The 23,880-nt window shown below is 42.8% G+C and carries 26 protein-coding genes; 24 read left to right on the forward strand and 2 right to left on the reverse strand.

Going from position 1 to position 23,880, the window contains the following annotated elements:
• The first annotated feature begins 12 nt into the window (after positions 1 to 12).
• From CXM95_RS04270 to CXM95_RS18815, 13 genes are all read left to right on the forward strand, one after another.
• Complete coding sequence (locus tag CXM95_RS04270; protein WP_016613798.1) at positions 13 to 879, forward strand: ketose-bisphosphate aldolase; 867 nt, start codon at positions 13 to 15, stop codon at positions 877 to 879.
• Positions 880 to 946: 67 nt separating this feature from the next.
• A complete protein-coding gene (locus CXM95_RS04275) occupies positions 947 to 1,651 on the forward strand; it encodes a DeoR/GlpR family DNA-binding transcription regulator (protein WP_008377293.1) in 705 nt (234 codons plus the stop codon).
• Positions 1,652 to 1,806: 155 nt separating this feature from the next.
• Positions 1,807 to 2,124, forward strand: a complete 318-nt coding sequence (locus CXM95_RS04280; RefSeq protein WP_086299185.1) for a PadR family transcriptional regulator — start codon at positions 1,807 to 1,809, stop codon at positions 2,122 to 2,124.
• A gap of 6 nt (positions 2,125 to 2,130) precedes the next feature.
• The gene (locus CXM95_RS04285; protein ID WP_086299186.1) at positions 2,131 to 2,964 is read left to right on the forward strand and encodes a hypothetical protein; all 834 of its coding nucleotides are present in this window, start codon (positions 2,131 to 2,133) and stop codon (positions 2,962 to 2,964) included.
• 117 nt (positions 2,965 to 3,081) lie between these two features.
• The gene (locus CXM95_RS04290) at positions 3,082 to 4,026 is read left to right on the forward strand and encodes a tocopherol cyclase family protein (RefSeq protein WP_086299187.1); all 945 of its coding nucleotides are present in this window, start codon (positions 3,082 to 3,084) and stop codon (positions 4,024 to 4,026) included.
• Positions 4,027 to 4,104: 78 nt separating this feature from the next.
• Positions 4,105 to 6,084: a S9 family peptidase gene (locus tag CXM95_RS04295; RefSeq protein WP_086299188.1), complete on the forward strand. Its 1,980-nt coding sequence runs from the start codon at positions 4,105 to 4,107 to the stop codon at positions 6,082 to 6,084.
• 298 nt (positions 6,085 to 6,382) lie between these two features.
• Positions 6,383 to 6,535 (forward strand): 50S ribosomal protein L33, encoded by a 153-nt coding sequence (gene rpmG, locus CXM95_RS04300; RefSeq protein WP_005225339.1) that lies wholly within the window; start codon positions 6,383 to 6,385, stop codon positions 6,533 to 6,535.
• 16 nt (positions 6,536 to 6,551) lie between these two features.
• The gene (rpsN, locus tag CXM95_RS04305; protein WP_005237326.1) at positions 6,552 to 6,821 is read left to right on the forward strand and encodes a 30S ribosomal protein S14; all 270 of its coding nucleotides are present in this window, start codon (positions 6,552 to 6,554) and stop codon (positions 6,819 to 6,821) included.
• Between the two features lie 15 nt (positions 6,822 to 6,836).
• Complete coding sequence (locus tag CXM95_RS04310; RefSeq protein WP_005237325.1) at positions 6,837 to 6,971, forward strand: putative metal homeostasis protein; 135 nt, start codon at positions 6,837 to 6,839, stop codon at positions 6,969 to 6,971.
• A gap of 29 nt (positions 6,972 to 7,000) precedes the next feature.
• Positions 7,001 to 7,171, forward strand: coding sequence for a 50S ribosomal protein L32 (gene rpmF, locus CXM95_RS04315; protein WP_005237324.1), 171 nt, complete (start codon positions 7,001 to 7,003; stop codon positions 7,169 to 7,171).
• A gap of 37 nt (positions 7,172 to 7,208) precedes the next feature.
• The gene (locus CXM95_RS04320) at positions 7,209 to 7,604 is read left to right on the forward strand and encodes a hypothetical protein (RefSeq protein ID WP_008377307.1); all 396 of its coding nucleotides are present in this window, start codon (positions 7,209 to 7,211) and stop codon (positions 7,602 to 7,604) included.
• A 14-nt stretch (positions 7,605 to 7,618) separates the two neighbouring features.
• Positions 7,619 to 8,026 (forward strand): NusG domain II-containing protein, encoded by a 408-nt coding sequence (locus tag CXM95_RS04325; RefSeq protein ID WP_005237322.1) that lies wholly within the window; start codon positions 7,619 to 7,621, stop codon positions 8,024 to 8,026.
• Positions 8,027 to 8,482: 456 nt separating this feature from the next.
• Positions 8,483 to 8,650: a hypothetical protein gene (locus CXM95_RS18815; protein ID WP_005237320.1), complete on the forward strand. Its 168-nt coding sequence runs from the start codon at positions 8,483 to 8,485 to the stop codon at positions 8,648 to 8,650.
• A gap of 42 nt (positions 8,651 to 8,692) precedes the next feature.
• Here the strand turns inward: CXM95_RS18815 and CXM95_RS04335 are convergent, their stop codons facing one another.
• Complete coding sequence (locus CXM95_RS04335; protein WP_005237309.1) at positions 8,693 to 9,298, reverse strand: TetR/AcrR family transcriptional regulator; 606 nt, start codon at positions 9,296 to 9,298, stop codon at positions 8,693 to 8,695.
• Between the two features lie 174 nt (positions 9,299 to 9,472).
• On the opposite strand from CXM95_RS04335, the gene CXM95_RS04340 reads away from it, so the two are divergent.
• Together CXM95_RS04340 and CXM95_RS04345 are read left to right on the forward strand one after the other, a co-directional pair.
• A complete protein-coding gene (locus CXM95_RS04340) occupies positions 9,473 to 13,699 on the forward strand; it encodes a 2-hydroxyacyl-CoA dehydratase (protein WP_061053855.1) in 4,227 nt (1,408 codons plus the stop codon).
• A 199-nt stretch (positions 13,700 to 13,898) separates the two neighbouring features.
• Complete coding sequence (locus CXM95_RS04345) at positions 13,899 to 14,606, forward strand: GntR family transcriptional regulator (protein ID WP_005228765.1); 708 nt, start codon at positions 13,899 to 13,901, stop codon at positions 14,604 to 14,606.
• A gap of 200 nt (positions 14,607 to 14,806) precedes the next feature.
• On the opposite strand, the gene CXM95_RS04350 is transcribed toward CXM95_RS04345, so the two are convergent.
• Positions 14,807 to 15,448: a YigZ family protein gene (locus tag CXM95_RS04350; protein WP_016613813.1), complete on the reverse strand. Its 642-nt coding sequence runs from the start codon at positions 15,446 to 15,448 to the stop codon at positions 14,807 to 14,809.
• Positions 15,449 to 15,558: 110 nt separating this feature from the next.
• Here CXM95_RS04350 and CXM95_RS04355 point away from each other — a divergent pair, with 110 nt between their 5' ends.
• The 9 genes from CXM95_RS04355 to CXM95_RS04400 all read left to right on the forward strand — a co-directional run bounded on the left by CXM95_RS04355 (position 15,559) and on the right by CXM95_RS04400 (position 23,874).
• Positions 15,559 to 15,852, forward strand: a complete 294-nt coding sequence (locus CXM95_RS04355; protein WP_005237305.1) for a DUF7662 domain-containing protein — start codon at positions 15,559 to 15,561, stop codon at positions 15,850 to 15,852.
• Between the two features lie 72 nt (positions 15,853 to 15,924).
• Positions 15,925 to 16,245 carry a PTS sugar transporter subunit IIB gene (locus CXM95_RS04360; RefSeq protein ID WP_005228768.1) on the forward strand — a complete coding sequence of 107 codons (321 nt, stop codon included), beginning with the start codon at positions 15,925 to 15,927 and terminating at the stop codon, positions 16,243 to 16,245.
• A 106-nt stretch (positions 16,246 to 16,351) separates the two neighbouring features.
• On the forward strand, positions 16,352 to 17,662 hold the full coding sequence (locus tag CXM95_RS04365; RefSeq protein WP_101698864.1) for a DEAD/DEAH box helicase: 1,311 nt from the start codon (positions 16,352 to 16,354) through the stop codon (positions 17,660 to 17,662).
• A complete protein-coding gene (locus CXM95_RS04370) occupies positions 17,652 to 18,335 on the forward strand; it encodes a ComF family protein (protein ID WP_086299190.1) in 684 nt (227 codons plus the stop codon). The genes CXM95_RS04365 and CXM95_RS04370 overlap by 11 nt, the downstream gene beginning before the upstream one ends.
• A gap of 137 nt (positions 18,336 to 18,472) precedes the next feature.
• On the forward strand, positions 18,473 to 19,030 hold the full coding sequence (hpf, locus tag CXM95_RS04375; protein WP_005237301.1) for a ribosome hibernation-promoting factor, HPF/YfiA family: 558 nt from the start codon (positions 18,473 to 18,475) through the stop codon (positions 19,028 to 19,030).
• 188 nt (positions 19,031 to 19,218) lie between these two features.
• Positions 19,219 to 20,166, forward strand: a complete 948-nt coding sequence (locus tag CXM95_RS04380) for a LacI family DNA-binding transcriptional regulator (protein WP_005237300.1) — start codon at positions 19,219 to 19,221, stop codon at positions 20,164 to 20,166.
• 156 nt (positions 20,167 to 20,322) lie between these two features.
• On the forward strand, positions 20,323 to 21,588 hold the full coding sequence (locus CXM95_RS04385) for an extracellular solute-binding protein (protein WP_005237299.1): 1,266 nt from the start codon (positions 20,323 to 20,325) through the stop codon (positions 21,586 to 21,588).
• A gap of 160 nt (positions 21,589 to 21,748) precedes the next feature.
• The gene (locus CXM95_RS04395; protein WP_005237298.1) at positions 21,749 to 23,038 is read left to right on the forward strand and encodes a carbohydrate ABC transporter permease; all 1,290 of its coding nucleotides are present in this window, start codon (positions 21,749 to 21,751) and stop codon (positions 23,036 to 23,038) included.
• 2 nt (positions 23,039 to 23,040) lie between these two features.
• On the forward strand, positions 23,041 to 23,874 hold the full coding sequence (locus CXM95_RS04400; RefSeq protein WP_005237297.1) for a sugar ABC transporter permease: 834 nt from the start codon (positions 23,041 to 23,043) through the stop codon (positions 23,872 to 23,874).
• The last annotated feature ends 6 nt before the right edge of the window (positions 23,875 to 23,880 follow it).

Below are 23,880 nucleotides of genomic sequence, written 5' to 3' on the forward strand. Positions count from 1 at the left end.
AGGAATGTCACAATGTTAATGACAATGAAAGAATTACTTGCTGTAGCAAAAGAACATAAATTTGCTGTTCCAGCATTTAATATTTGCAGTTTTGATATGTTAAAAGCAATCATGGAAGAAGTTGAGGCACAGGATGCACCAGTCATTTTAGAAATTCATCCTGATGAGATCGAATACTTAGGAGATTGTTTCATAGCGACAGTGCGGGAGTACGCATTAAAAAGTAAGGTACCAGTCGTTATTCATTTGGATCACGGGGGATCAATCTACGATGTCATGCGGGCGATCCGTAATGGCTATACCTCGGTGATGATCGATGCATCATTAGCCGATTACGAAGAAAATAAAAAAATCACGAAAGAAGTTGTTGAACTGGCACATATGGTTGGTGTCAGCGTTGAAGCAGAAATTGGTACGATTGGGAACAACGGTTCCGCAGAAGGGGGAGCTGCAGAAATTATTTACACAGATGTCGACCAAGCCGAAGACTTTGTACGTGCTACCGGCATTGACACCCTTGCCATTGCAATTGGAACGGCTCATGGGTTGTATCCAAAAAATATCACCCCTAAGTTGAACATCGATTTGTTGAAAAAGTTGAACGATCGTATTGCTTTACCATTTGTATTGCATGGTGGGTCAGGAAACCCAGATCATGAAGTGCGAGAGTCTGTAAAATATGGCGTATGTAAAGTAAATCTTAGTTCTGATTTGAAATCCGTATTTTTTGATTCAGTCAGAAAAGTATTGACGGAAAACCCTGCTATGTATGAACCAAATCAAGTATATGTACAACCAATAAAAGATGTGAAAGCTGTTGTACGCCATAAGTTGACCCTGCTGAATACGGTTGACAAAGCACGTTTTTATCAGAGATAATAAATGAAATGATTGATTGGTACAGGATTAAATTGGTGGGAATCTCTTTTTTAAAGGAGTTTAATGTATGGGGAAAGCAAAAGATGAGCGTAAGCAGAAAATCATGATGTATTTAAATGAAACGAAATTTGCTTCTCTGGGGGAATTAGTTGAATTCTTACATTATAGTGATGCTACGGTCAAACGCGATCTGATTGAACTGGAAAACGAAGAACAAATCAGACGTACCCGAGGTGGTGCTGTGCTGATCGATTCAGAGAAGGTCGATGCGGCTTATCTGACAAAAGTGGGGAATTATGTCAATGATGAAGAAAAACGCAGAATTGCAGAACGTGCAGTGACGTATATTGAGGACGATATGACCATTTTCGTGGACAGTTCGAGCACAGCTTTGCACCTGATCCCTTACCTGAAAAAAATTCATGGGTTACGAGTGGTAACCAATAGTGTGCTAACTGCCGCACTACTATCGGAACATACTGCTGCTGAGGTGACCATCGTTGGCGGGACGGTAACGAACAAAAAGTTTACCGTTAATTCAGTTACAGCAGTCAACCAGCTCAGAACCTATCATTTTGATCTTGCACTTCTCTCATGTAGAGGATACGATGAAGAAAAAGGAGCCACTGAGAATACTGAAGGGGAAGCAGTATTTAAACAGGTATTGAAAGACTGCACCGAAAAAATTATTCTAATGGTTTTAGAATCAAAGCGGAATAAAGTATATTTTTACAAGAGCCTCTTACCCGAGGATATCGATATTGTCATCTAGAAAAAAGCATCGGGTTTGTCAAAAACGGTCTTATTTAAAAGGCCGTTTTTATTTCCACTGCTAGTATGCTTTACAAACTAGTGGCAAACACGTATACTAGGTACAACACTAGTTTGTATAACAAACTAGATAAAGGGAACCAAAGGAGGGAAATCGTGAAAGAGACGCAATTGCTAAAAGGGGTTTTGGAAGGGTGTGTTTTGCAAGTGATTGCTCAAAAAGAGATTTATGGTTATGAACTGGTACAGGAACTGAAGCAAAGAGGCTTTGAAACGATCGTTGGCGGCACGATCTATCCTTTGCTGCAGAAGTTGGAAAAACAAGAACTTATTACCTCTGAGATGAAAAAGTCACCTGAAGGACCTGATCGCAAGTATTTCTCGATCACCCCGAAAGGCATAGACAATTTGGCACAATTTAGAGAACAATGGACGAACCTAATGAAGAAAGTCGAAGGATTATTTAAGGAGTGAGGAAACATGGCAAATAAACAAGAGACGACCTATTGGCGAAAGCAAACCAATCTGATCGAGCAACAATTCAATGAGAAAAATCGCCAATTTTTTGATGATTTGCGAAGCTACCTCTTACTTTCCAGCCTTTTTTACGATGAGCATAAAGTCACAGAGCAGGTATACGCGATTGCAATGGATTTATTAGAAGCACAAACTCATGGGGAAGAGGCGCAACACTATTTTGGCAATGATCCGAAAGGGGTGGCAGATGAACTATTGGCAAACACGCCAAAGAGTAATCTCAAAGAGCGCCTCAAATTGGCGTATCTAGCGGTTGGCATCAGTTGGGGAATCAAATTTATAGCTGATTTTACAAATCAAGGACCACTGGTTCTTAACCTTCTGGATTATCTTCTGACAGGATTGGTAACTGTGTTAGCGATCATCGGGATTTTTGCGATCATCAGCAAAACCATCTATCAAAAGAAGGGCACAAGCAAAGTGATTCGTTTCGGCTCCCTGTGGCTCGTTGTGAGTGGCTGGATTGGTCTTTCACTGCTGATCAATCTGCTGACCCCAAACTGGTGGCTCCTGACGATCGCATTTCCATTTGATGTAGTATTGGTTGGCAGTTTGCTGGTAGCGGCGATCGTTTTTGTTGTATCACTCAAAGAAAAAGCTTTTTATCCGATCGTTTTTCTACTGGGGGTATTTGTGTTGCTTGGTTGCCTGCAAAAAGCCATGGCATTTTATCACATTGGGGCTCCATCGTGGATGACCGGCGGACTTTTGACACTGTTAGTTGTAGGGTTTCTTATTTTTCTCTGGTGGACCCGTCGAGTGATGAAAGAGCAATAAGCAAAGCCAGAAACAAGTGTCTTGCTTGTTTCTGGCTTTTTTTACATAGAAAAAGCATTATCCTGAGGAATCTTTCTGCTTCATGCTACACTAAAAAAGAAACGGAGGGAAATCAAGATGTTGACAACAGATCAGTTCTTTCACGGCCACGACAAGCAGACCGCTTTTTTTGAAGGCTGGTACCATAAACACCAAATCGGTGAAGAAGTCTATGCTTTTATTCCTGGTTTTTCGATTCAAAAAGACGGGACCAAAGAAGTATTCATTCAAGTGATCAATCATGAGGGTGCGCATTACTTTTCCTTTCCAGAAACTGACTTTCAAGTGTCTGAAGAGGAGCGTAAAGTAACGATTGGTGACAATATCTTTAGTGAAGCAGGCATCCAAGTCTCTTTAAAAAATAACGAACTTCAAGTACAAGGGTCAGTAAAGTATAACGACCACAAACCGATTCAGCGGACACGTTATGCGCCGAGTATCATGGGTCCTTTTTCGTATCTGTCATTTATGGAGTGTTATCACGGGGTCTTGAGCATGAGTCATACCTTAGAAGGTACGCTGCAGTGGAACGACGAAGCAATCGATTTTACGAACGGGATCGGTTATTTGGAAAAAGATTGGGGAACCTCCTTTCCAGCAGCTTATATTTGGGTTCAATGCAACAGCTTTGATGCGCCAGATGTTCGGTTCTTTTTCTCCGCAGCCGACATTCCCTTTGCTGGTTTTGCTTTTTTGGGAACGATTTGTGTTCTGCAAGCCGGGAGCCAAGAATATCGTTTTGCTACTTATCATGGTGCAAAGATTCATGATGTCAAACGCACGGAAGACCGTTTAGTGATCCATCTCAAACAAAAACAATGGTCCTTAACGATCGAAGTTTTGACGAAAGAAGGACATTCTTTGAGGGCACCTTCTATTGGGCAAATGAATCGGATCATTCGCGAAAGTGCCAGTACGGAAATTGCCTTGACCCTTTTAGAAAATGGGCAGGAGATCTTAAGGCAGACAGGGATGTCGGCTGGTTTTGAAGAAGTTGCGAATTTGCGAGGATTTCACTATTAAAAAAAGCAGAAAAATTCGTTTCTTTTGATATACTAGTAGATAGTTACTACGAAAACACGTATATTTGGAGGGAAATGGATGAAAAAAATAACGAATGAGACACTGTTTGAACTGAAAACGATTGCGCAGCCTGCAGTGGGGCAAAATCAGGTTTTTTACTTGGAAACGGTAGTCAACCCAGAGACCAACACGTATGATTCAGCGATTTATAGTATTGACGCAAAGACCAATGAACGGCGTGAGTGGGGCACCGAAGCGACGACCCACAACAGTCTAAAGGTCTCGCCAGATGAGCAATGGCTCAGTTTTGTGACGACCGATCCAAAGAAAGGTGAAAGTACGTTATGGACGATGCCGATATCCGGCGGCAAGCCCCAAGCACTTGTCACTGAAAAAGGTCTGGGCGACTATTTTTGGGAGCAAGACGCAACGGCTATCTATTACCAGCTGGCACAAGAGGAGACAGTTTCAGAGGATCAAGACGACAAAGAAAAGACGGACAAGCAGAAGGAATTTCCACAAGTAAAAGCTACTACGAAAGTCAATTATTTGGCGGATGGCGTCGGCTTTTTAAAAGAAAAAAAACATTCGATCATCAAAAAAACGATCGCGACACAAGAAACGGAACTGATTTTTGAGCATAAGTATCCCTTTGTGTTCTCTGGCTTAGCGGATGATCAAGAGACTTTGTTTCTCACTTTTGACAAAGAGGAAGAAGACGAGTGGGACTATGGATCGAAGGTTTATCTCCTAAATAGCCAGACGAAAAAGACAGAAAGTTTAGAAAACATTCTGCCAGAAGGAACGTATACTTTTGTTGCAGCGCGCAATGATCAGCTATTACTATTAGGCAATGATCTTTCCTATGGTTTTGTGACCTTGGATGATTTGTTTTTGGTCGACTTAAAAACAAAAGCGGTCAAAAATCTTTCCCAAGATCTTGACATCGCTTTTGGCAATGCGATCATCAGTGATTTTCAACAAAAAAATCGCGGCGTAGCGATCACCTGGTTGACGGATGACACATTCCTTGTACCCGTAACGGAGCATGGCAAGCTACAATTGTACCGCGCCTCGATCCAAGGAGAATGGACCAAACTGCTTGATGAAAAAATGGATATCCTTGATGCGGCGATCTATTCGGAAGCCAAACTTGCTGTTGCTTATGCGACGCCAACGATCCCTAGTCGCTTAGGCTTGGTTGACTTAACAAGTGGCGAAGTAACTGATCTATACGATCCCAACCAAGCAGTTATGTCAAGGTTAGCGATCAGTAAACCCGAAGCGTTTTGGTACGAAGGAGCAGATGGTTGGCAAATTCAAGGCTGGTATTTGCCCCCGACCGAAACACAAGAAAGTCATCCAGCAATTTTGTACATCCATGGCGGTCCGCAAGTCTGCTACGGGGAAACATTTTTCCATGAGATGCAAGTCCATGCCGCTAACGGTTATGGGGTCATCTTGTTGAACCCTCGTGGCGGGCAAGGGTACGGTCAGGCGTTTGTCAAATCGATTTTAGGTGATTATGGCAATAAAGATTATCAAGACTTACTGTTGGGGGTGGATGCCGTGGTGGCAAACCATCCAGAAATCGATACGAACACGATCCATGTAGCTGGCGGCAGCTATGGTGGCTTTATGACCAACTGGATCGTTGGTCATACCGATCGTTTTTGTGCGGCAGTTACGCAACGCTCGATCTCAAATTGGATCAGCTTTTATGGGACGAGCGACATTGGACCTGCCTTCGTCAAATTCCAATTGTTGCGGGAACTTGATGAGACCGAAGGACTTTGGAAGATGTCGCCTTTGGCCTATGCCAGCCAAGTCAAGACACCTACGCTAGTCCTCCATGGGGAAAATGATTTGCGATGTCCGCAAGAACAAGGACAGCAGTTTTACATGGCGTTGCAGCGTAAAGGCGTCGATACGAAGCTGATATTGTTTCCTCAATCCTCGCATGGTTTATCACGCAATGGCTTGCCGAACTTGCGGATAGAACGCTTGCAGGCGATCAGTGAATGGCTTGCATCACATGAGAACAAATCAGTAAATTAACCGAAAGAAATCACCTGATAAAGGATCACGACATGGGCTGCTTGAAAAGCCCGACCAGTGATTCCTTAAAGATCAGGTGGTTTTTTTGCGCGATCAAAAGCTACAGGTTCCTGTTACCTTGCCGCCAATGACAGCAACGATTGAAAACAAATTCATATGACGTTTTCTTCACGTGTTAAATAACAAAAAGAAGAAATAGTTTTGCTTGCTTCCTATGTTTGAGTGTGATATGATACAAAACGTAATCGTTACACTTTAACCTTTTTTGGTGTGACGCAAGAGAAAGGAGCTGGTTATTATGAGAAACAATATTATTTTGGCATGTGTGGAGACAGGGGAAAGACTTTATTTGACTAATAAGAACCAGCGCAATACGCCGGAACGTTTAGAATTAAAAAAATATTCACCAAAGTTGCGGCGCAGAGCGATTTTTCGTGAAATCAAGAAATAGGAAGGACAATAACTGAATGGCAAAAAAATCAAAAATGGCAAAATACAACAAGCAAGTACAACTGATCGAACAATACCGAGCAGTGCGTCAAGAATTAAAAGCGCAAGGAGATACCCAAGCATTGGCCAAACTACCGAAGGATTCGAATCCGACTCGTTTGAAGAAACGGGATATGATCGATGGTCGTCCTCGGGGCTACATGAATAAATTCGGCATGTCACGGATCAATTTCCGTAAGCATGCACACCTCGGAGAAATTCCCGGCGTTACAAAAGCAAGCTGGTAACAGAAAGGAGTCAACATGGAAAAAACGGACTTGTCTAGTGCGTATCGACGTTTAAAGAGCCCGAACATCAAAACAAGGAAACGCGCATTAAAAATCATTCATGAATTTAAACGAAACAAACGAAAAAATGCATTGCAGCTGCGTGCATAATGAAAAAGTGAAAGAAAGTTGGAAATGACATGGCAGTACCTGCAAGAAAAACATCAAAAGCAAAAAAGAATAAGCGTCGGACCCACCATGGCGTCAAATCCCCAGCGATTTCGTTTGATGGGACAACAGGAACCTTCAAGCGCAGCCACCATGTATCTTTAGCAGAATACAAAGCACAGCACCCAATCGAAAAGAATTAACGCCGTCTTATGACGCCGTCCAGAAAGCAGGGGGAAAATGGAGATCATCTATCCGTCATTGATTGAAGAAGCCTACCGTCACAGTAAAAAATTTCATCCAGAGATCACCAAAGAGGCCATCTATCGCCATTTTTACGAAGCTGGTTTAATCAAAGAAAATGGCGATCCAACGGAAAAAGCCTTGTCAGAAGGGGTCGTTAAAGATTATACTGAGGACTGGGATCTTACCTTTGAAGAATTTTTGATGATCTACCCCGTGTTTCGTTCCTTTGACCCAAAGCATTTCAAGAAGATCGATCATTTTTGGGAAATGGATTTGGCTTTGCAAGAACAAATTCTTGACCAATGGGAACGAGAAACCTTCACAGAGGAAGAGATCATTGATCTGACTGCCTTTTTTGAAGAGCGATTACCTTCCGAAAATGAACAGTGAAAGGCGTACATGTGATGAAAAAGACGATCCAGCCATTTTTAAAACTATTAAAGCCCTATGATTATCTATTGTTTGTTCTATTAGTTGTTGGCTCTTTTTTACCGCTTTTTCTATTTGAAGCGCAAGCTCAAAGTGATACCGGCGATCGGTATGCAATCGTGCGAATAAATGGAGAAGAGGTTGACCGTTTTAACTTAGAAGAAATCGATGCGATGGAAAAAACCTACTATCCAGCAGAAGGTCAGTACAATATCGTCGAGATCAAAGATGGCGCGATCCGAGTTCGTGAAGACAATAGTCCCGACCAGATTGCTGTCAAAACCAGCTGGATCTATCGCAATGGGCAGACGAGCATTTGCCTGCCTCATAAGCTGGTGATCGAGATCAAGCAAGCTGGTGCCTCTGACTATTTAATTTATTAATCAAACTTCGTGGTAGTTGGAAACTATACTATTTTGTGTTGGTGGGAAATCGTTGGATTTTCTACTGACACTTTTTTATTGAAACTAGAAAATAAGTGTGTCTGTCTAGAGACAATCTGTCGATCAAACTCAGTCTCATTTGATAAGAAACGAGGAGCACATGAAAAAGATAAGTTTCTGCAAACATCCCTGAAATCAAAGGGATGTCAATAATGCTACATTGCCAGAAATAGGGAACTGTGAAGGGGAAAAGGAAAGATCGTGCCGTTTGTTCAACAAATTTTCTTCTAAACCTAGAAAAACAGTTCAGCATTACGAAGCATTGGTTGCGTCTAAATCGCTTGTCCAATAAAGAGGAACGAAAACCCTAAAAATCCTTTTTATGAAGGGCTATAAGTTGAAGATTTTTTTTATTTGCGATAGGCTATTAGTAAAGCATTCGGGAGATGAAAACACATGAAATTTAAATTGAATCTAAAAGAAAAAGTAACGGAAGTTGCAGAGCATGTCTATGATGTGGTGAAAAAGGAAGATTATGCGATTCGTGTGGCTCCAAAAGGGATCAAAGTAACGAAACAGCGTAAGACGAAAGACACGATCAAATGGCGTTCAAAGAATCACTAATTGAGGAATAAAAAAGAAACTGCATATTCGCAGCTTCTTTTTTTATTCCTCAATCTCAATCCCCAAGACAGTCAGGTGGCCGTTTGCCACCAGTTTGATGACAAGTTTTGCTAGATGGTCGGGTGTCATCGTTGTTTCTGCCGTTAGCCACCAATGCAAGGTACCAACAAATATCGAGGTCATATAGTCAATGATGAAGTCTAAGGGCACTTCAATGTCTCCTTCGGTGATTCTCAACGTTGAAAAGATCTCTTGGTAACGTTCAGTCAAAATCAGGCCCAACTTTTTACGGATGATCTCAATGGCAGAGGCATCCATGATCGTCAAATAAAAGGAACGATTGTTTTGAATGTGTAAAAAAAGTTCGGTCATGGCCGCTTCGATTTTGCGGATTTTGATGCGATTGCCTTGAACAAAATCTTCAAAATCAAGAATCGCGGTAAATGATTCGACAGCCAAGTCAAATATCTTTTCATACAAGTCTTGTTTGTCTTTGTAATGGGCATAAAAGGTTGCACGGTTGATCATGGCTTCGTCGGCGATATTTTGGACAGTCACTTGCTCGAAGCCTTTTTCTTCCACTAAGCGGATAAAAGCTTCAATAATGTACTTATTGGTTCGTTTGACACGTAAATCCAATTTTTTCATATTGTGAATTTCCTTTCAAAATAAACAACAAAAAACGGGTAATTGTTGTTTATCCCACACCTTCCTTAGAATTGTTTGTTGAATTATCAATTAAAAGAATTACAATGAACATAAGTATTATAACAAACGGCTTGTTAGATAATCAACAAAGTGTTGTTTAGATGGAGGCAACAAATGAAAAAATATAAAGCGGGTATCGATGTCGGGTCGACAACAGTCAAGATGGTTCTGTTAGATGAAGGCAATCAAACGTGTTTTTCAAGATATGAACGGCACTATGCAGACATCCAGAAGGCAGCGGAAAAAATCATTAGAGAAGCGCAAGAAGTGATCGAAGATCAGCCGCTTGCGCTGGCGATTACCGGATCAGGTGGGATGGGTCTGGCGGAAGTTTTGCGGATCCCATTTGTCCAAGAGGTCATCGCTTGTACCAAAACAGTTGAGACAGTGATTCCCGAAACCGATGTGGCCATCGAGTTAGGCGGCGAAGATGCGAAGATCACCTTTTTTGAAGGGGCATTGGAGCAGCGAATGAACGGCAGTTGTGCCGGTGGAACGGGTGCGTTTATTGATCAGATGGCGGTTTTATTGAAAACGGATGCCAATGGGGTCAATGAACTAGCCAAAGATTATCAAACCCTTTATCCGATTGCCTCACGCTGCGGGGTCTTTGCCAAAACCGATGTGCAGCCGCTGATCAATGAAGGAGCAGCAAAAGCAGACATTGCGGCGAGTATCTTTCAAGCGGTGGTCAATCAAACGATTGCTGGCTTGGCTGCTGGTCGTAAAATCAAAGGCAAGGTAGCCTTTCTAGGTGGACCGTTGACGTTTATGTCGGAATTGCGTCAACGATTTATCGATACGTTGAGCCTGCAAGAAGCAGACATCATTTTTCCCGAGAACCCAGAACTGTTTGTAGCGATGGGGGCCGCACTGTATGCAGAAGAAGAGCAACAGCTTTCCGTGCTATTAGCCCGCTTAGCCAACGGAGAAGATGGCAAACTCGCGCCAACTGATACATTAGCCCCATTGTTTAAAGACGAGGTGGAATTGACTGCTTTTCGTGCTCGCCATGCTCAAGCGGTTGCTGCAGAAAAAGCGTTGTCTGAGCATACAGGCGCTGCTTATCTAGGCATCGATGCAGGATCAACCACAACGAAAGTGGTTTTGATCAATGATGCAGGGGAATTATTGTTTTCTTTCTATGGCAATAATGAAGGTGAACCGTTAGCGACAACGATGGCGGTTTTACAAGAGCTTTATCGTCAGATGCCTTCTGACGTTTACATCGCAAAGTCAACGATCACAGGTTACGGCGAGCATTTGATCAAACATGCACTGAAAGTCGATATCGGTGAAGTGGAAACGATGGCCCATTACAAAGCTGCCGAACATTTCCAGCCGGGGGTTGATTTTATCCTAGATATCGGTGGACAAGACATGAAGGCGATGACGGTTAAAGATGGCGCGTTATCTTCGATTCAATTGAATGAAGCCTGTTCCTCAGGATGCGGCTCCTTCATTGAGACTTTTGCCAAATCTATGAATCAGGATGTCAAAGAATTTGCGTTGGCAGCTACAAAAGCCCAAGCACCGGTTGACCTTGGTTCGCGTTGTACCGTCTTTATGAACTCAAAAGTGAAACAGGTCCAAAAAGAAGGGGCTTCTGTTGGCGACATTTCAGCCGGCTTGTCTTACTCGGTCATAAAAAATGCTATCTATAAAGTTATCAAGGTTCGGCGACCTGAAGACCTCGGCGAGAAAATCGTCTGCCAAGGAGGGACTTTCTATAACGAAGCGGTTCTGCGCGCTTTTGAATTGATCAGCGGCCGTGAAGTCGTTCGACCATCGATCGCCGGTTTGATGGGGGCATATGGTGCCGCCTTGATCGCTTTAGAAGAAGCAGCCCTTGACGATGTTAGTACGTTGTTGTCTCCAGCAGAAATGGCCGATTTCCAAGCAGAAAAAGAATTTACGAATTGCGGTCTATGCGAAAACAATTGCTTGTTGACGGTGACCCTCTTTTCTGACGGTCGAAAATTTATTACCGGGAATCGCTGCGAACGTGGTGCGCGAATCAAAATCAAGAAAGAAGACCGCAAAATCAATCTTGTGGATGAAAAATATCGCCGCTTGTTTAAGTACCGTTCCTTACGTAAAAAAGAGGCCGTCCATGGCGAAATCGGCCTGCCAAGAGTATTGAATCTTTATGAAAATTATCCGCTTTGGCATACCTTTTTCACCAAGTTAGGGTTTCGAGTAACCTTGTCGCCACGTTCCAACAAAGAACTATATGAGCAAGGGATTGAAACGATTCCTAGTGATACGGTTTGTTACCCAGCCAAACTAGCCCATGGACACATCCAAGCACTGATTGATCAAAACGTACCGTTGATTTTTTATCCAGGTGTTATTTTTGAGCGACTAGAGAACACTGCCGCTGAGAATCATTTTAACTGTCCAATTGTGCAAAGCTATCCAGAAGTGATTCGTAATAACGTCGATGCGATTCGTGAAGGGGCGGTTGACTACCGCTGTCCGTTTTTGAATTTGGCGGATGAAGCCTCAATGGTCAAAACTTTAACGAGTACTTTTCAAGATTTTGGTTTTGTAGAAGAAGAAATTGCCCAAGCCCTACGCAGCGGTTTCGAGGAGCTGGATCAGTTCAAGACAGATATTGCGCAACGGGGAGAAGAAACGCTACGTATGCTGATGACGACCAATCAAAAAGGGATCGTTTTATCTGGAAGACCATATCATTTGGATCCTGAAATCAACCATGGGATTGCAGAAGTCATTACCCAAGAAGGCTTCCATGTATTGACTGAGGACAGTATTGCTCATTTAGCAAATGTCGGCGATCTGAGGGTTGTGGATCAATGGGTCTATCATTCGCGATTGTATGCGGCAGCTCGAGTGGTCGCGAAAAACAAACAATTAGAACTGGTTCAATTAAACTCATTCGGTTGCGGGATCGACGCAGTCACTACTGATCAAGTCGAAGAGATTATGGCGCAGTATGGGAAGTTATATACGGTGTTGAAAATCGATGAGGGAGCGAACCTTGGGGCAATTCGGATTCGGTTGCGTTCCTTGAAAGCAGCAGTCAACGAACGGGACAAACAGCACTTTGCACCTAAAAAGCAATACGAGGAACCGGCAAAGATCATTTTTACCAAAGAGATGCGCAAGCAGCACACGCTCTTATTGCCGATGTTGAGTCCCATCCATCAAAGCGGGTTAGTCGATGTTGCTTTGCAAGCTTCTGGGTATCAAGTGGTCTGTCTACCTAGTGAAGATCGTGAGGCGGTTAATGTCGGTTTACGCTTTGTCAATAATGATGCGTGTTATCCGGCGATCATTTCCATTGGACAGCTAGTAGAAGCATTGCAAAGCGGAAAATATGATGTTGAAAATACCAGTGTTTTGATGACCCAGACGGGCGGCGGGTGTCGTGCAACAAACTATATTCCTTTGTTACGTAAAGCACTGAACGATGCAGGATTCCCACAAGTGCCGGTGGTATCTATTTCGATGGGCAACACCGGGGTTGAATCAAATCCGGGCTTTCGCTTTACCTTACCGATGATGAAGCGTTTGGCGGTGGCATTTTTATACGGAGATCTCTTTGAACGGGTCGTTTATCGCACCCGTCCGTATGAGCAAGAAGCAGGGGCTGTCGATCGGCTCCATCAAGAATGGCTGGAAAAAATTGCCAAAAACGTTCGTAATGGCTCCTTCAGTCTGTTTAATCGCAATATGAAAAAAATCATTCAAGCCTTTGATCAAGTGCCCCTAACAGATATCAAGAAGCCGCGTGTCGGAGTCGTGGGAGAGATTTTAGTGAAATATTCACCGACAGCTAATAACGATGTCGTTCGCCTGTTAGAAGCAGAAGGAGCGGAAGCGGTCGTACCGGATATTGTCGGCTTCATGAATTATTCCCTCTACAATCAGATTTGGCGCTACAAGCATTTGGGGATGTCGAAGAAAAGTAAAATGATCGCTGATTTTGCAATCATGGCGATTGAAAGGCTCCAAAAACCGATGGATAAAGCACTTAGGGCGTCAACGCGTTTTGATGGTATCCATTCGATCCATCAGCTTGCGGAGCAAGCGAGCGAGATTGTTTCCATTGGTAATCATACGGGAGAAGGCTGGTTCTTGACCGGTGAGATGATTGATCTATTGGAAAATAATGTCAACAATATCATTTGTCTGCAACCATTTGGCTGTCTGCCCAATCATGTGGTAGGAAAAGGTGTTATGAAAGAATTACGTCGTCAATACCCGCAGGCGAACATTGCGGCCATTGATTATGATCCAGGTGTCTCAATCGTCAATCAATTGAATCGTATCCGCTTGTTGATGGCCACTGCCAATAAAGCGTTGGCTGAATAAATTCTCAAGCCAGCGACCGAACCAATTTAAAAGAAAAGCGACTGCTCTTGTTTGGACATTTTGTGATAACTTCTTTCTTCTGCCTATAAAATAGGGAAAGAATTCGCACAAATTGAGAAAAACAGAGCAGTTTTTGCTTTTTTTATTAGCTATTTAGGTATATACCAGTTATAATAGGAGGGGAACGGAGGAATGTGTAGTGGTGGAAAAATTACCTGTTTATATCCAAATTCATGATCAAATTAAAGCCAATATTGAAAACAATACATACAAAATCGGGGATCGTCTGCCCTCAGAGCGCGAGTTGTCGAAACAATTCGGCGTGAGTCGCATGACGTTGCGACAAGCGATCCAAACCTTAGCAGATGAGGGGATTCTTGAGCGTAAAATCGGTTCCGGCACTTATGTGGCTCGCCAAAAAGTACAAGAGAAAATGACGGGCACGACGAGTTTTACCGAAATCATGAATTCTCTTGGTCGTAAGCCTTCCAGCAAAGCGGTCGCTTATTTCTTGACGGCACCTAGCTCCAGTGAGATGGAAAAGCTGCAATTAGAAGGTCACGAAACGATTTTACGGATGGAGCGGATTCGGTATGCGGATGATGTGCCGATCTGTTTTGAAGTAGCGAGTATTCCTGAAAAGTTTATTCATGACTTTAGCAAGGAGGAGATCATCTCTTCCCTCTATAAAGTGTTGGAAGAAAAAGGACAGCGGAAAATTGGCGGCGCTTCGCAAACGATCTCAGCTATGGTCGCTTCCGAGCAAATTGCTGATTACTTACAAATCAAACGCGGCGATGCCATTTTACGTATGCGGCAAATCACTTCATTTGAAGATGGTCAACCATTTGAATACGTGCGCACCCAATATGTTGGTAATCGTTTTGAATTTTATATGGAAAAATAACCTGTCTATTTCAATTGGCAACAAAAAGCCCAAAAAAGCCGAAAGGACCCTACGAGCGTTTCAGCTGTTGCGTAGCGTCGCTGGTTGCATGACCGTTTCGGCTTTTCAAATATTTGGGCTTCCTGCATTGGTTGTAGCAAACTTGGCAGCGTCCTCCTTGAGGAAAAGAGCACACACTGGAAGGTCTTTAGTAAGCTGGCTTACTCTGTTGACTGCTCGATCAAGCGTTCTACATATTCGGTAGTCCCTCTGGTCAATTGCACTTGACCTTGTAGCAAATCGATCAGAGCGGCTTCTTGGTCGGCAAGTACTGCTTCAGGAATCATTAAGGTGACAACGATTTTCTCCGTATAAGCAATATCTTTTATATAGATATTCTGCAGTTCTAAGTAGTTTTGGAGCTTGCCTAAAAGTGGATACTCGATGGTCAAGGCAAGTTCTTGATGCAAAATACCCTCGACGATTCCTACCTCTTTGATTCCAGCAGAGGCCGAACTTGAATAAGCGCGAATCAATCCACCAGCACCCAGTTTCGTTCCACCGAAGTAGCGGGTAACAACGGCGATCACATTGATCAGTTCGTTTTTCTTTAACACTTCTAAAATCGGTACCCCAGCGGTGCCGCTCGGTTCACCATCATCACTGCTGCGCTGGATCTCATGATTTTCACCTAATACATAGGCGCTGCAATGATGATTTGCCTTCCAATGCTCTTTCTTGAGGGCTTGAATAAACGCTTTGGCTTCGTCTTCTGATTGAATTCGTTTTAATGAACAGAGGAAACGCGATTTTTTGATTTCTATTTCTGTTTCTCCGTCTTGTCGAATCGTTCGATAAGTCACGCGCACGATCGCCTCCTTTATATTTCTAGTATAGGCAATCGGAAGGAAAGTTACAAATAGAAGAAAGAAACAGGTACGAACATAGACTCTAAAAAGAGGAGGCAGTTGCTTTGGGTAGACGCAAAAAGTACGATACGATCACTCACTATTTAAAAAACAACGGTGGTTCGCAAATCACCTTAACGTTTACGCAGTTTGATGAATTTCTTTTCCCCGCATCCGGTTTGCCCAAAAGTGCCCGCACCAGTAGCGATTGGTGGGCGAATGATTACCGACATCCAGAAAATGGGGCTTATGCGTGGCTGAATGCCGGCTACGAGGTAGTCCTCGTCAATTTAAAAAAAGAGTACGTCGTTTTTAATCGTTTAGTAAAATCAAACTGGTTGCTGGATAGAAAGCGTTGACAAATTTCAAACTTGTTCTATACTAGAGATAGGAAATGTTATCTTATTCTTAAAATTCAAGGAGTGTTCGATATGGCGAAAAAAACAATTATGTTAGTTTGTTCTGCAGGGATGAGTACAAGCTTATTAGTAACAAAAATGCAAAAAGCAGCTGAAGCAAAAGGATTAGAAGCAGATATTTTTGCAGTTTCCGCATCAGAAGCAGATCAACATTTAGAAAGCAAAGACGTAAACGTTTTACTATTAGGACCACAAGTTCGTTTCATGAAAGGCGATTTCGAGAAACGTCTAGCGCCAAAAGGAATTCCATTAGAAGTAATCAACATGGCAGATTACGGCATGATGAACGGCGAAAAAGTCTTAGATCAAGCTTTGACATTGATCGGCGAATAAGCAAGACCTGCTGTTGAAGCAAACAAGAAACCTGTAATCGGTTCAAGTACTTTTCAAAAAGTACTTGAACCGATTTTTTTGCGTACTTAAAACTGAGGTGTATGTTATGACCAATCAAAAAGGAAGACAATTTTTTGTTTTAGATGAAACAATGAGTGTAGGAAAAACTTTTGATTCTCGACCGGCAATGCTCGAGCAGGGGAAGAGAATCGTTTGTCAGCGTTGCGGTTCTTCCCACCACAAGACGTCGGTTCTATTGCCGATAGGCTGCTATTACTGTCCAACTTGTATTCGCTATGGTCGGATCACATCAGATGGCCAACTCGTAATTCAACAAACGGATCTTCCAGCCTTTGATCACAAGATCGTTTGGCCAGGAGTGTTGACTTCGTTTCAGCAAAAAATTTCTCAACAACTAGTGGCAAATTGTCGACAAAAGAAATCGTCTCTTGTTTGGTCAGTCACGGGTTCAGGGAAGACCGAGATGATCTTTGAGACGATCCGCCACGTACGGCAAGAAGGTGGTCGTGTGGCGATCGTCTCGCCACGGATCGATGTCTGCCGTGAACTGTTCCCCCGGATTCAACAAGCGTTCCCACAAGAGGAAAGCCTGCTCCTTTATGGGAAATCAGAAGAACCTTATCGTTATACAACGATCCTTATTGCCACCACTCATCAGCTACTGCATTTTTATCGCAGCTTTCAACTGATCGAGGTGGATGAGATAGATGCATTTCCCTACGAGGGCGATGCGCAGCTGCGTTACGGATTATACAATGCCTTGGCAGAAAACGGGTGTCTGATCTATTTAAGTGCGACGCCTTCAAAACGATTGTTGCAAGAAATTCATTCGGAATTTGCAGTGTTAAAAATGCCTCTACGGTTTCATCAGCGTCCGCTGATCGTTCCGAAACCTATTCATTATAGCCGCTGGGCGCAGGCTTATCGCAAAAAACGTTGGCTGCGACCATTGCTACAGCGCTTGCAGCGGTTGGTTAAAAAAAACTTTGTCTTGGTATTTTGTCCAAGTATTCAGCTGATGAAGGAAATGGAAGGGGCTGTCCGCAGGCAAGAAGCATCATGGCTCCTCACTAGTGTTTCTTCACAAGATGAAAAACGGAGGGAAAAAGTCCAATCGGCACGCAGCCAAGTGTACAAGGTGTTGTTTACAACGATGATTTTAGAACGAGGTGTAACGTTTGAAAATGTCTCAGTGGTGGTACTGGGAGCCAATCACCCGGTCTTTACAAAATCGGCGTTAGTACAAATCGCTGGCCGTGTCGATCGCAAAGGTGCGTTTACAGAAGGGGAAGTCATTTTTTTCTACGACCAAATGACAGAAGCAATCCGTCAAGCAATCAAAGAAATCAATGAGATGAACCAATTAGCAAGGAGCTGGTTGACCGATGGAGTGTAGTTGGTGCCAAATATTTTTTTCAAGAGAGGTAACGATCATTGAGCTGTTGGCTCCTTGGCGCATCCCCGAAAAAGAATTATGTCCACAATGCGCTCAGCGATTTACAGTGATTGATTGGCAAAGTTGCTGCCCAACATGTGGCAAAAAGGATACCATTTCCTGCAGTGACTGTCTCTTTTGGGCGAAAACCTGTCCCATGATCCATTTGCAGCATCGGGCACTGTTCGCTTACGATCAAGGGATGAAGGAGTGGATTCACGAATACAAATTAATGGGAAACTATCAGTTGCGAGAGACCTTTGCTGCTGCCATCAGACAAAAGATCAACAACTTTGATTACGATTGTTTGATACCCATCCCGCTATCGGCAGAACGTTACCAGGAGCGAGGGTTTAATCAAGTGACCGCTGTGCTAGACGCAGGCGGAGTTAAGTCGAAAGAATGGCTGGATAAAGTGGTTGATACCGCACCACAAGCTCAACGTTCTCGCAAGCAACGATTAGAGGAGGTGCAACCTTTTGCGGTGAAGCCAGAGGCAACGGTTGAAATAAAAAACAAGAAACTGTTGTTGATCGATGATGTTTACACTACCGGTAGAACGTTATATCACGCAGCTGAAGCATTGCAGACCTTTGGCCCCCAGTCGATTCGATCCTTTTCCTTTGCCCGTTGAATCGTTATTTTGAAAACGCTTAAAGAAATTTGTTCGATTTACTAGGCAAATGAGCAAGAGTTCGATATAATAGAGTTAAGAAGAAGAAAAGAGTGGTCCTTCTCCTTCTTTACTGGTAGACGAAAGGGGTAATTTTTATGTTTAGATATAATGTGCGCGGCGAAAATATCGAGGTAACAGAAGCGATCCGTGATTACGTCGAGAAAAAAGTAGGTAAATTAGAACGTTATTTTAACGATGTGCCGGAAGCAACAGCACATGTTAATTTGAAAGTTTATACTGAAAAAACAGCAAAAGTAGAAGTAACGATTCCTTTACCATTCTTAGTTCTGCGTGCGGAAGAAACCTCACCTGATCTATATGCTAGTATCGATTTGGTTGTTGACAAATTGGAACGCCAAATCCGCAAATTTAAAACAAAAATCAACCGCAAATCTCGCGAGACAGCATTGGTTCCGCCAACAGATGGTGATTTGTTCACAACTGAAGCAAACGATGAAGAAAACAATGGTTCTGAATTAGACATCGTACGTACAAAACGTTTGTCTTTAAAACCAATGGACAGTGAAGAAGCTGTTTTACAAATGAACATGCTTGGACACAACTTCTTTATCTTTGAAGATGCGGAAACGAATGGAACGAGCATTGTGTATCGTCGAAAAGATGGCAAATACGGGTTGATCGAAACCGATTAACAAGTGTTGATACCTTTTTCTCGACACCCCAAAAAAATAGTCTTTTTTGACAGAGTAGCTGAGAAGCCACTCTGTTTTTTTATACTCGTTAAATTGGCTGGAAATCTTTTTTATATAGAGAGTGCCTTGGTTCTTCTTTTGGTTTATTATGTTATACTATAGATGAAATAATACAAGGAGAGTGAATCATGACTACGCTAGCAGATGTTGCTAAAAAAGCAAATGTTTCCGCAATGACCGTTTCTCGAGTGATCAATCATCCGGACAAAGTAACTGAAGAGTTAAAGCAGCTGGTTCATCAAGCGATGCTTGAATTGGATTATCAGCCGAATATTGCTGCCAAATCATTAGTTTCCAAGCGTTCCCATATCATCAAAGTGTATATTTTAGAGGAGATGGATACGACGGAACCTTACTATATGAACTTATTGGTTGGGATCGCTCGTTCTATTGGTAAAGCACACTATTCTTTGCAGCTAGTTACGACTGACGGGGTGGATCGTGGTCCAGCAGATGGCTGCATCATTACGGGCTTTCGCCAGGCTGACATGGACTGGATAAGAAATTTAAGAAAGCCTGTGGTGTTGTTTGGCGAAAATGAAGCTGGGTTCAGTTTTGTTGACAGTGACAACTATCAAGGAATCGTTTCTGCATGCAAACATGCTATCGACACCGGCTATCAACAATTGGTCTATATTGGTTTAGAGTTGGAAGAAGCGTTTACGAAAAGCCGAGAAAAAGGGTACATAGATACAGTCACAAAAGCGGGAATATCACCAAAAATCTATCGTTTTGACAACCGATCTTCCGCCGCCCGCAAGTTTATCCAATCGCAGAATGAGCATTTAATGAAAAACACTTGTTTTATCTGTGCCACAGATCGTTTAGCGTTAGGCATCAATCAAGGCTTACAGTCGATCGGAGTGGAGGTGCCAGATGATTTTGGGATCATCGGCTACGATGGCGTATTCCTTGATCAGGTAAGTTCGCCAAAATTGACAACGATGAAGCAAGCCATTGTGGAAATGGGGGAAGTTTGCGGCGAATTATTGATCCAAAAAATCGAACATAATGATACGAGCCAGCGACAACAGCGCTTTTTACCTCAACTCGTGGTTCGTGAATCCACAAAATGAAAAATTAAGCAAATGGTTGCGCAATTTCTTTTCGATTCCTCGACATCTTAATTTAAAGGCTTTTTCTATTTTTGTTATCGCTAACATTTAGAAAAGGTTTGCCATTTTAAGAAACCGGTTGCATAATGGAGTTACAAATTGCAGGAGGTAAACAGGATGAAAGTGAATTGGAAAAAGGCAGCTCTAGGATTAGTTTCAGGAAGTGCGTTGTTAGCGCTTGCGGCGTGTGGCGGCAACGGTGGTAGTACCGATGGTAGTAATGCAGATGCAGGTTCAGGTAGCGATGAAAAAACGCTCACGGTCTCTGTAGGCGCAGACTATATTGATTATATCAATGAAGTGAAATCTGACTTTGAATCTGAAAATGATGTGACCATCAACGTTGTAGAAATGGATATGTTCGATCAAATGGATGCGCTTCAACTAGACGGTCCCGCTGGGAAAGGTCCAGATGTTACGATGTCTCCTTACGATCGTGTAGGTCAAGTAGGCTCGCAAGGGCATTTGGCAGAAATGACTTTGCCAGATGATGGACGGTACAGCGATACAGACAAGCAACAGGTAACGATCGATGATAAAATCTATGGCGCACCAGCAATGATTGAAGCAGTTGTCATGTTCTATAACAAAGATTTGATCGATGAAGCGCCAGCAACTTTTTCTGATTTAGAAGAGCTAGCAAAAGATGATCGTTTTGCAGAAGGCGATGACAATGTTGGTTTCTTAGCTCGTTGGACAGACTTTTATTATACGTATGGTCTATTAGCTGGTTATGGTGGTTATGTCTTTGGGGATGAAGGGACAGATCCATCTGATTTAGGGATTAACAATGAAGGTTCTGTTGAAGCAATCACGTACGCAACTGATTGGTTCCAAAATGTCTGGCCGCAAGGAATGCTGGATGTATCAGCCAACGAAAACTTGATGTTAGATTACTTTAACCAAGGCAAAACAGCAGCCATCATTTACGGACCATGGGGCGTGAACGGCTTTGAAGAAGCAGGGATTAACTATGGCGTAGCGAAAATCCCAACGCTGAGCAATGGCAATGATTATGAAACGTTTGGTGGTGGAAAAGCATGGGTTGTTTCCAACTACTCACAAAACAAAGACGTTTCTCAACAATTTGTCGAATATTTAACAAACGAAGCTAATCAAGAGAAATTGTATGAAATGCGTCATGATATTCCAGCAAACATTATGGCTCAAGAAACAGTTGCTGCTTCTGATGATCCAGTAGCAAAAGCAGTGATCGAGCAATACAGTGTTTCACAACCAATGCCAAATATCCCTGAAATGTCTGAGGTTTGGGTAGGGGCTGAAAACATGCTGTTTGATGCAGGTTCAGGCAATATGACTCCTCAAGAAGCAGCGGATAATGCTGCCAAAACAATCGAAGAAGCGATTGAGCAGAAATATTAATAAATAGCCGATTACGGTCTGTCATTCATGTCGACGATTCTATAGAGGATGTTTGTCAAAAGGATTCCTTGCAACGTAGCACGCAAGAAATTGCTTGATGAGATTGATTTCTATGGATCGTCGGCCGCTTGGCAGACTTTCGATTTTAAGGAGGATACATATGAGGACGAATTCAAAAGCCACGCAGACAGCGCTTCTTTCAATCATCCCTGGGGTGGGACAATTCAAAAATGGTCAGAAATTTAAAGCGGGACTCTTTTTTGCGGTCTTTCTAATTTTTCTAGGCGAAATGCTTTTGTTCGGTGGACAAGCATTATATAACTTTGTCACACTGGGATCAGTACCGATGGAACACAATTCTTTGTTCTTGTTGATCGAAGGAACGCTACAGGTCATCGTTACCGTTATTTTCATTATCTTTTGGGTTTTAAATATCAAAGATGCCTATCAAGTTCGCCAAAGTATTGAAAAAGGGTTCCCGGTGGCAGTTACGAGAAAAGAGTTTTTCAATAAATTGTATGAGGATGGTTTCGCTTATCTATTGACGATCCCAGCCTATCTGGTGATGATCGTAGCAATTATTTTTCCGGTAATGGTGACACTCTTCATGGCGTTTACCAACTATGATTTTCGACATATTCCGCCAGCAAACTTAATCGACTGGATCGGTTTTTCGAATTTTACGAATATCTTCACCTTAAGTTCTTACCGCGACACCTTTGTAAAAGTGTTTAGTTGGACGGTGATTTGGACCGTTTTAGCAACTACTTTGCAAATTACCTTAGGAATACTGACAGCTGTTGTTGCCAATCAAAAATTTGTGAAGTTCCGTCGGGTCTTCGGGGTGATTTTCTTGCTTCCTTGGGCGGTGCCAGCGTTTATCACAATCATGAGTTTTTCAAATATGTTTAATGATACCGCAGGAGCGATCAATACGCAGGTGATCCCGCTATTGAACAATCTGCCCTTTGTGGATATTGGGAACATTGCTTGGAAGACCGATCCGTTTTGGACGAAAACGGCGATTATTTTGATTCAGGGTTGGTTAGGGTTTCCATATATTTATGTTATGGTCTCAGGGATTTTACAATCCATTTCTGAAGATTTGTATGAAGCAGCCAAAATGGATGGAGCAAATGCGATTCAGCGTTTTCGCAATATTACGTTACCGGCGATCTTTTTGGTGGCAGCACCAACCTTCGTTACGCAATATACAGGGAACTTTAATAACTTCTCCATGATCTATCTCTTTAACGAAGGTGGTCCAGGAAGTTTAGGTGGAAATGCCGGTTCGACGGATATTTTGATTTCATGGATCTACAAATTGACGACGGGCGGCTCGCCACAATACTCGATTGCTTCTGCATTGACCTTGATCATTTCCTTTGTGGTGATTTCCATTTCATTACTGGTGTTTAAAAAGACGAATGCATTTAATATGGAGGATTGAGGATGAAAAAGAAAAAGTTTTCTTTCAGCAAATTATTTACCTACTTGTTTATGATCGCTTTATCGATCGTTATCATCTATCCCTTGTTGATTACCGCCACCTCAGCCTTCAAGGCAGGGAATATGATCGCCTTTCGCTTGGATTTTGATGCGGATTGGACATTGAACAACTTTCGACGATTGTTCAATGAAACCCCCTATTTGACATGGTATAAAAACACCTTGATCGTGGCTGTTTCCACGATGGTGATCCAAGTAATGATCGTAACACTGGCAGGGTATACTTACAGTCGTTATCGCTTTGCCGGTCGTAAGAGCAGTTTGATGGTGTTCTTGATCGTTCAGATGGTGCCAACAATGTCGGCGTTGACCGCTTTTTATGTCATGGGCTTATTAGCAAACGGCCTAGATAGTTTCTGGTTCTTGACACTGATCTATATCGGTGGTGGGATTCCCATGAATACTTGGCTGATGAAAGGGTACTTTGATACGGTACCGATCGACTTGGATGAATCAGCAAAACTTGACGGTGCAGGGCATTTCCGCATCTTTTGGCAAATCGTTTTGCCCCTCGTAAAACCAATGGTCGCCGTGCAAGCATTGTGGGCCTTTATGGGGCCATTCGGCGAATTCTTGCTGGCGCGGTTCTTGCTTCGCTCACAAGAGCGTTTGACCGTCGCAGTCGGTCTGCAGACTTTTATCAACGATGCCCGTAACCAACGGGTAGCACTTTTTGCGGCTGGGGCGATTTTGATCGCCGTACCGATTGCTGCACTGTTTTTCTTCTTACAAAAATACTTTGTTTCAGGTTTGACCTCGGGCGGAACAAAAGGATAGGAATGA

The sequence above is a fragment of the Enterococcus sp. CR-Ec1 genome (assembly GCF_002850555.1).
Lineage (GTDB): Bacteria > Bacillota > Bacilli > Lactobacillales > Enterococcaceae > Enterococcus_D > Enterococcus_D entomosocium.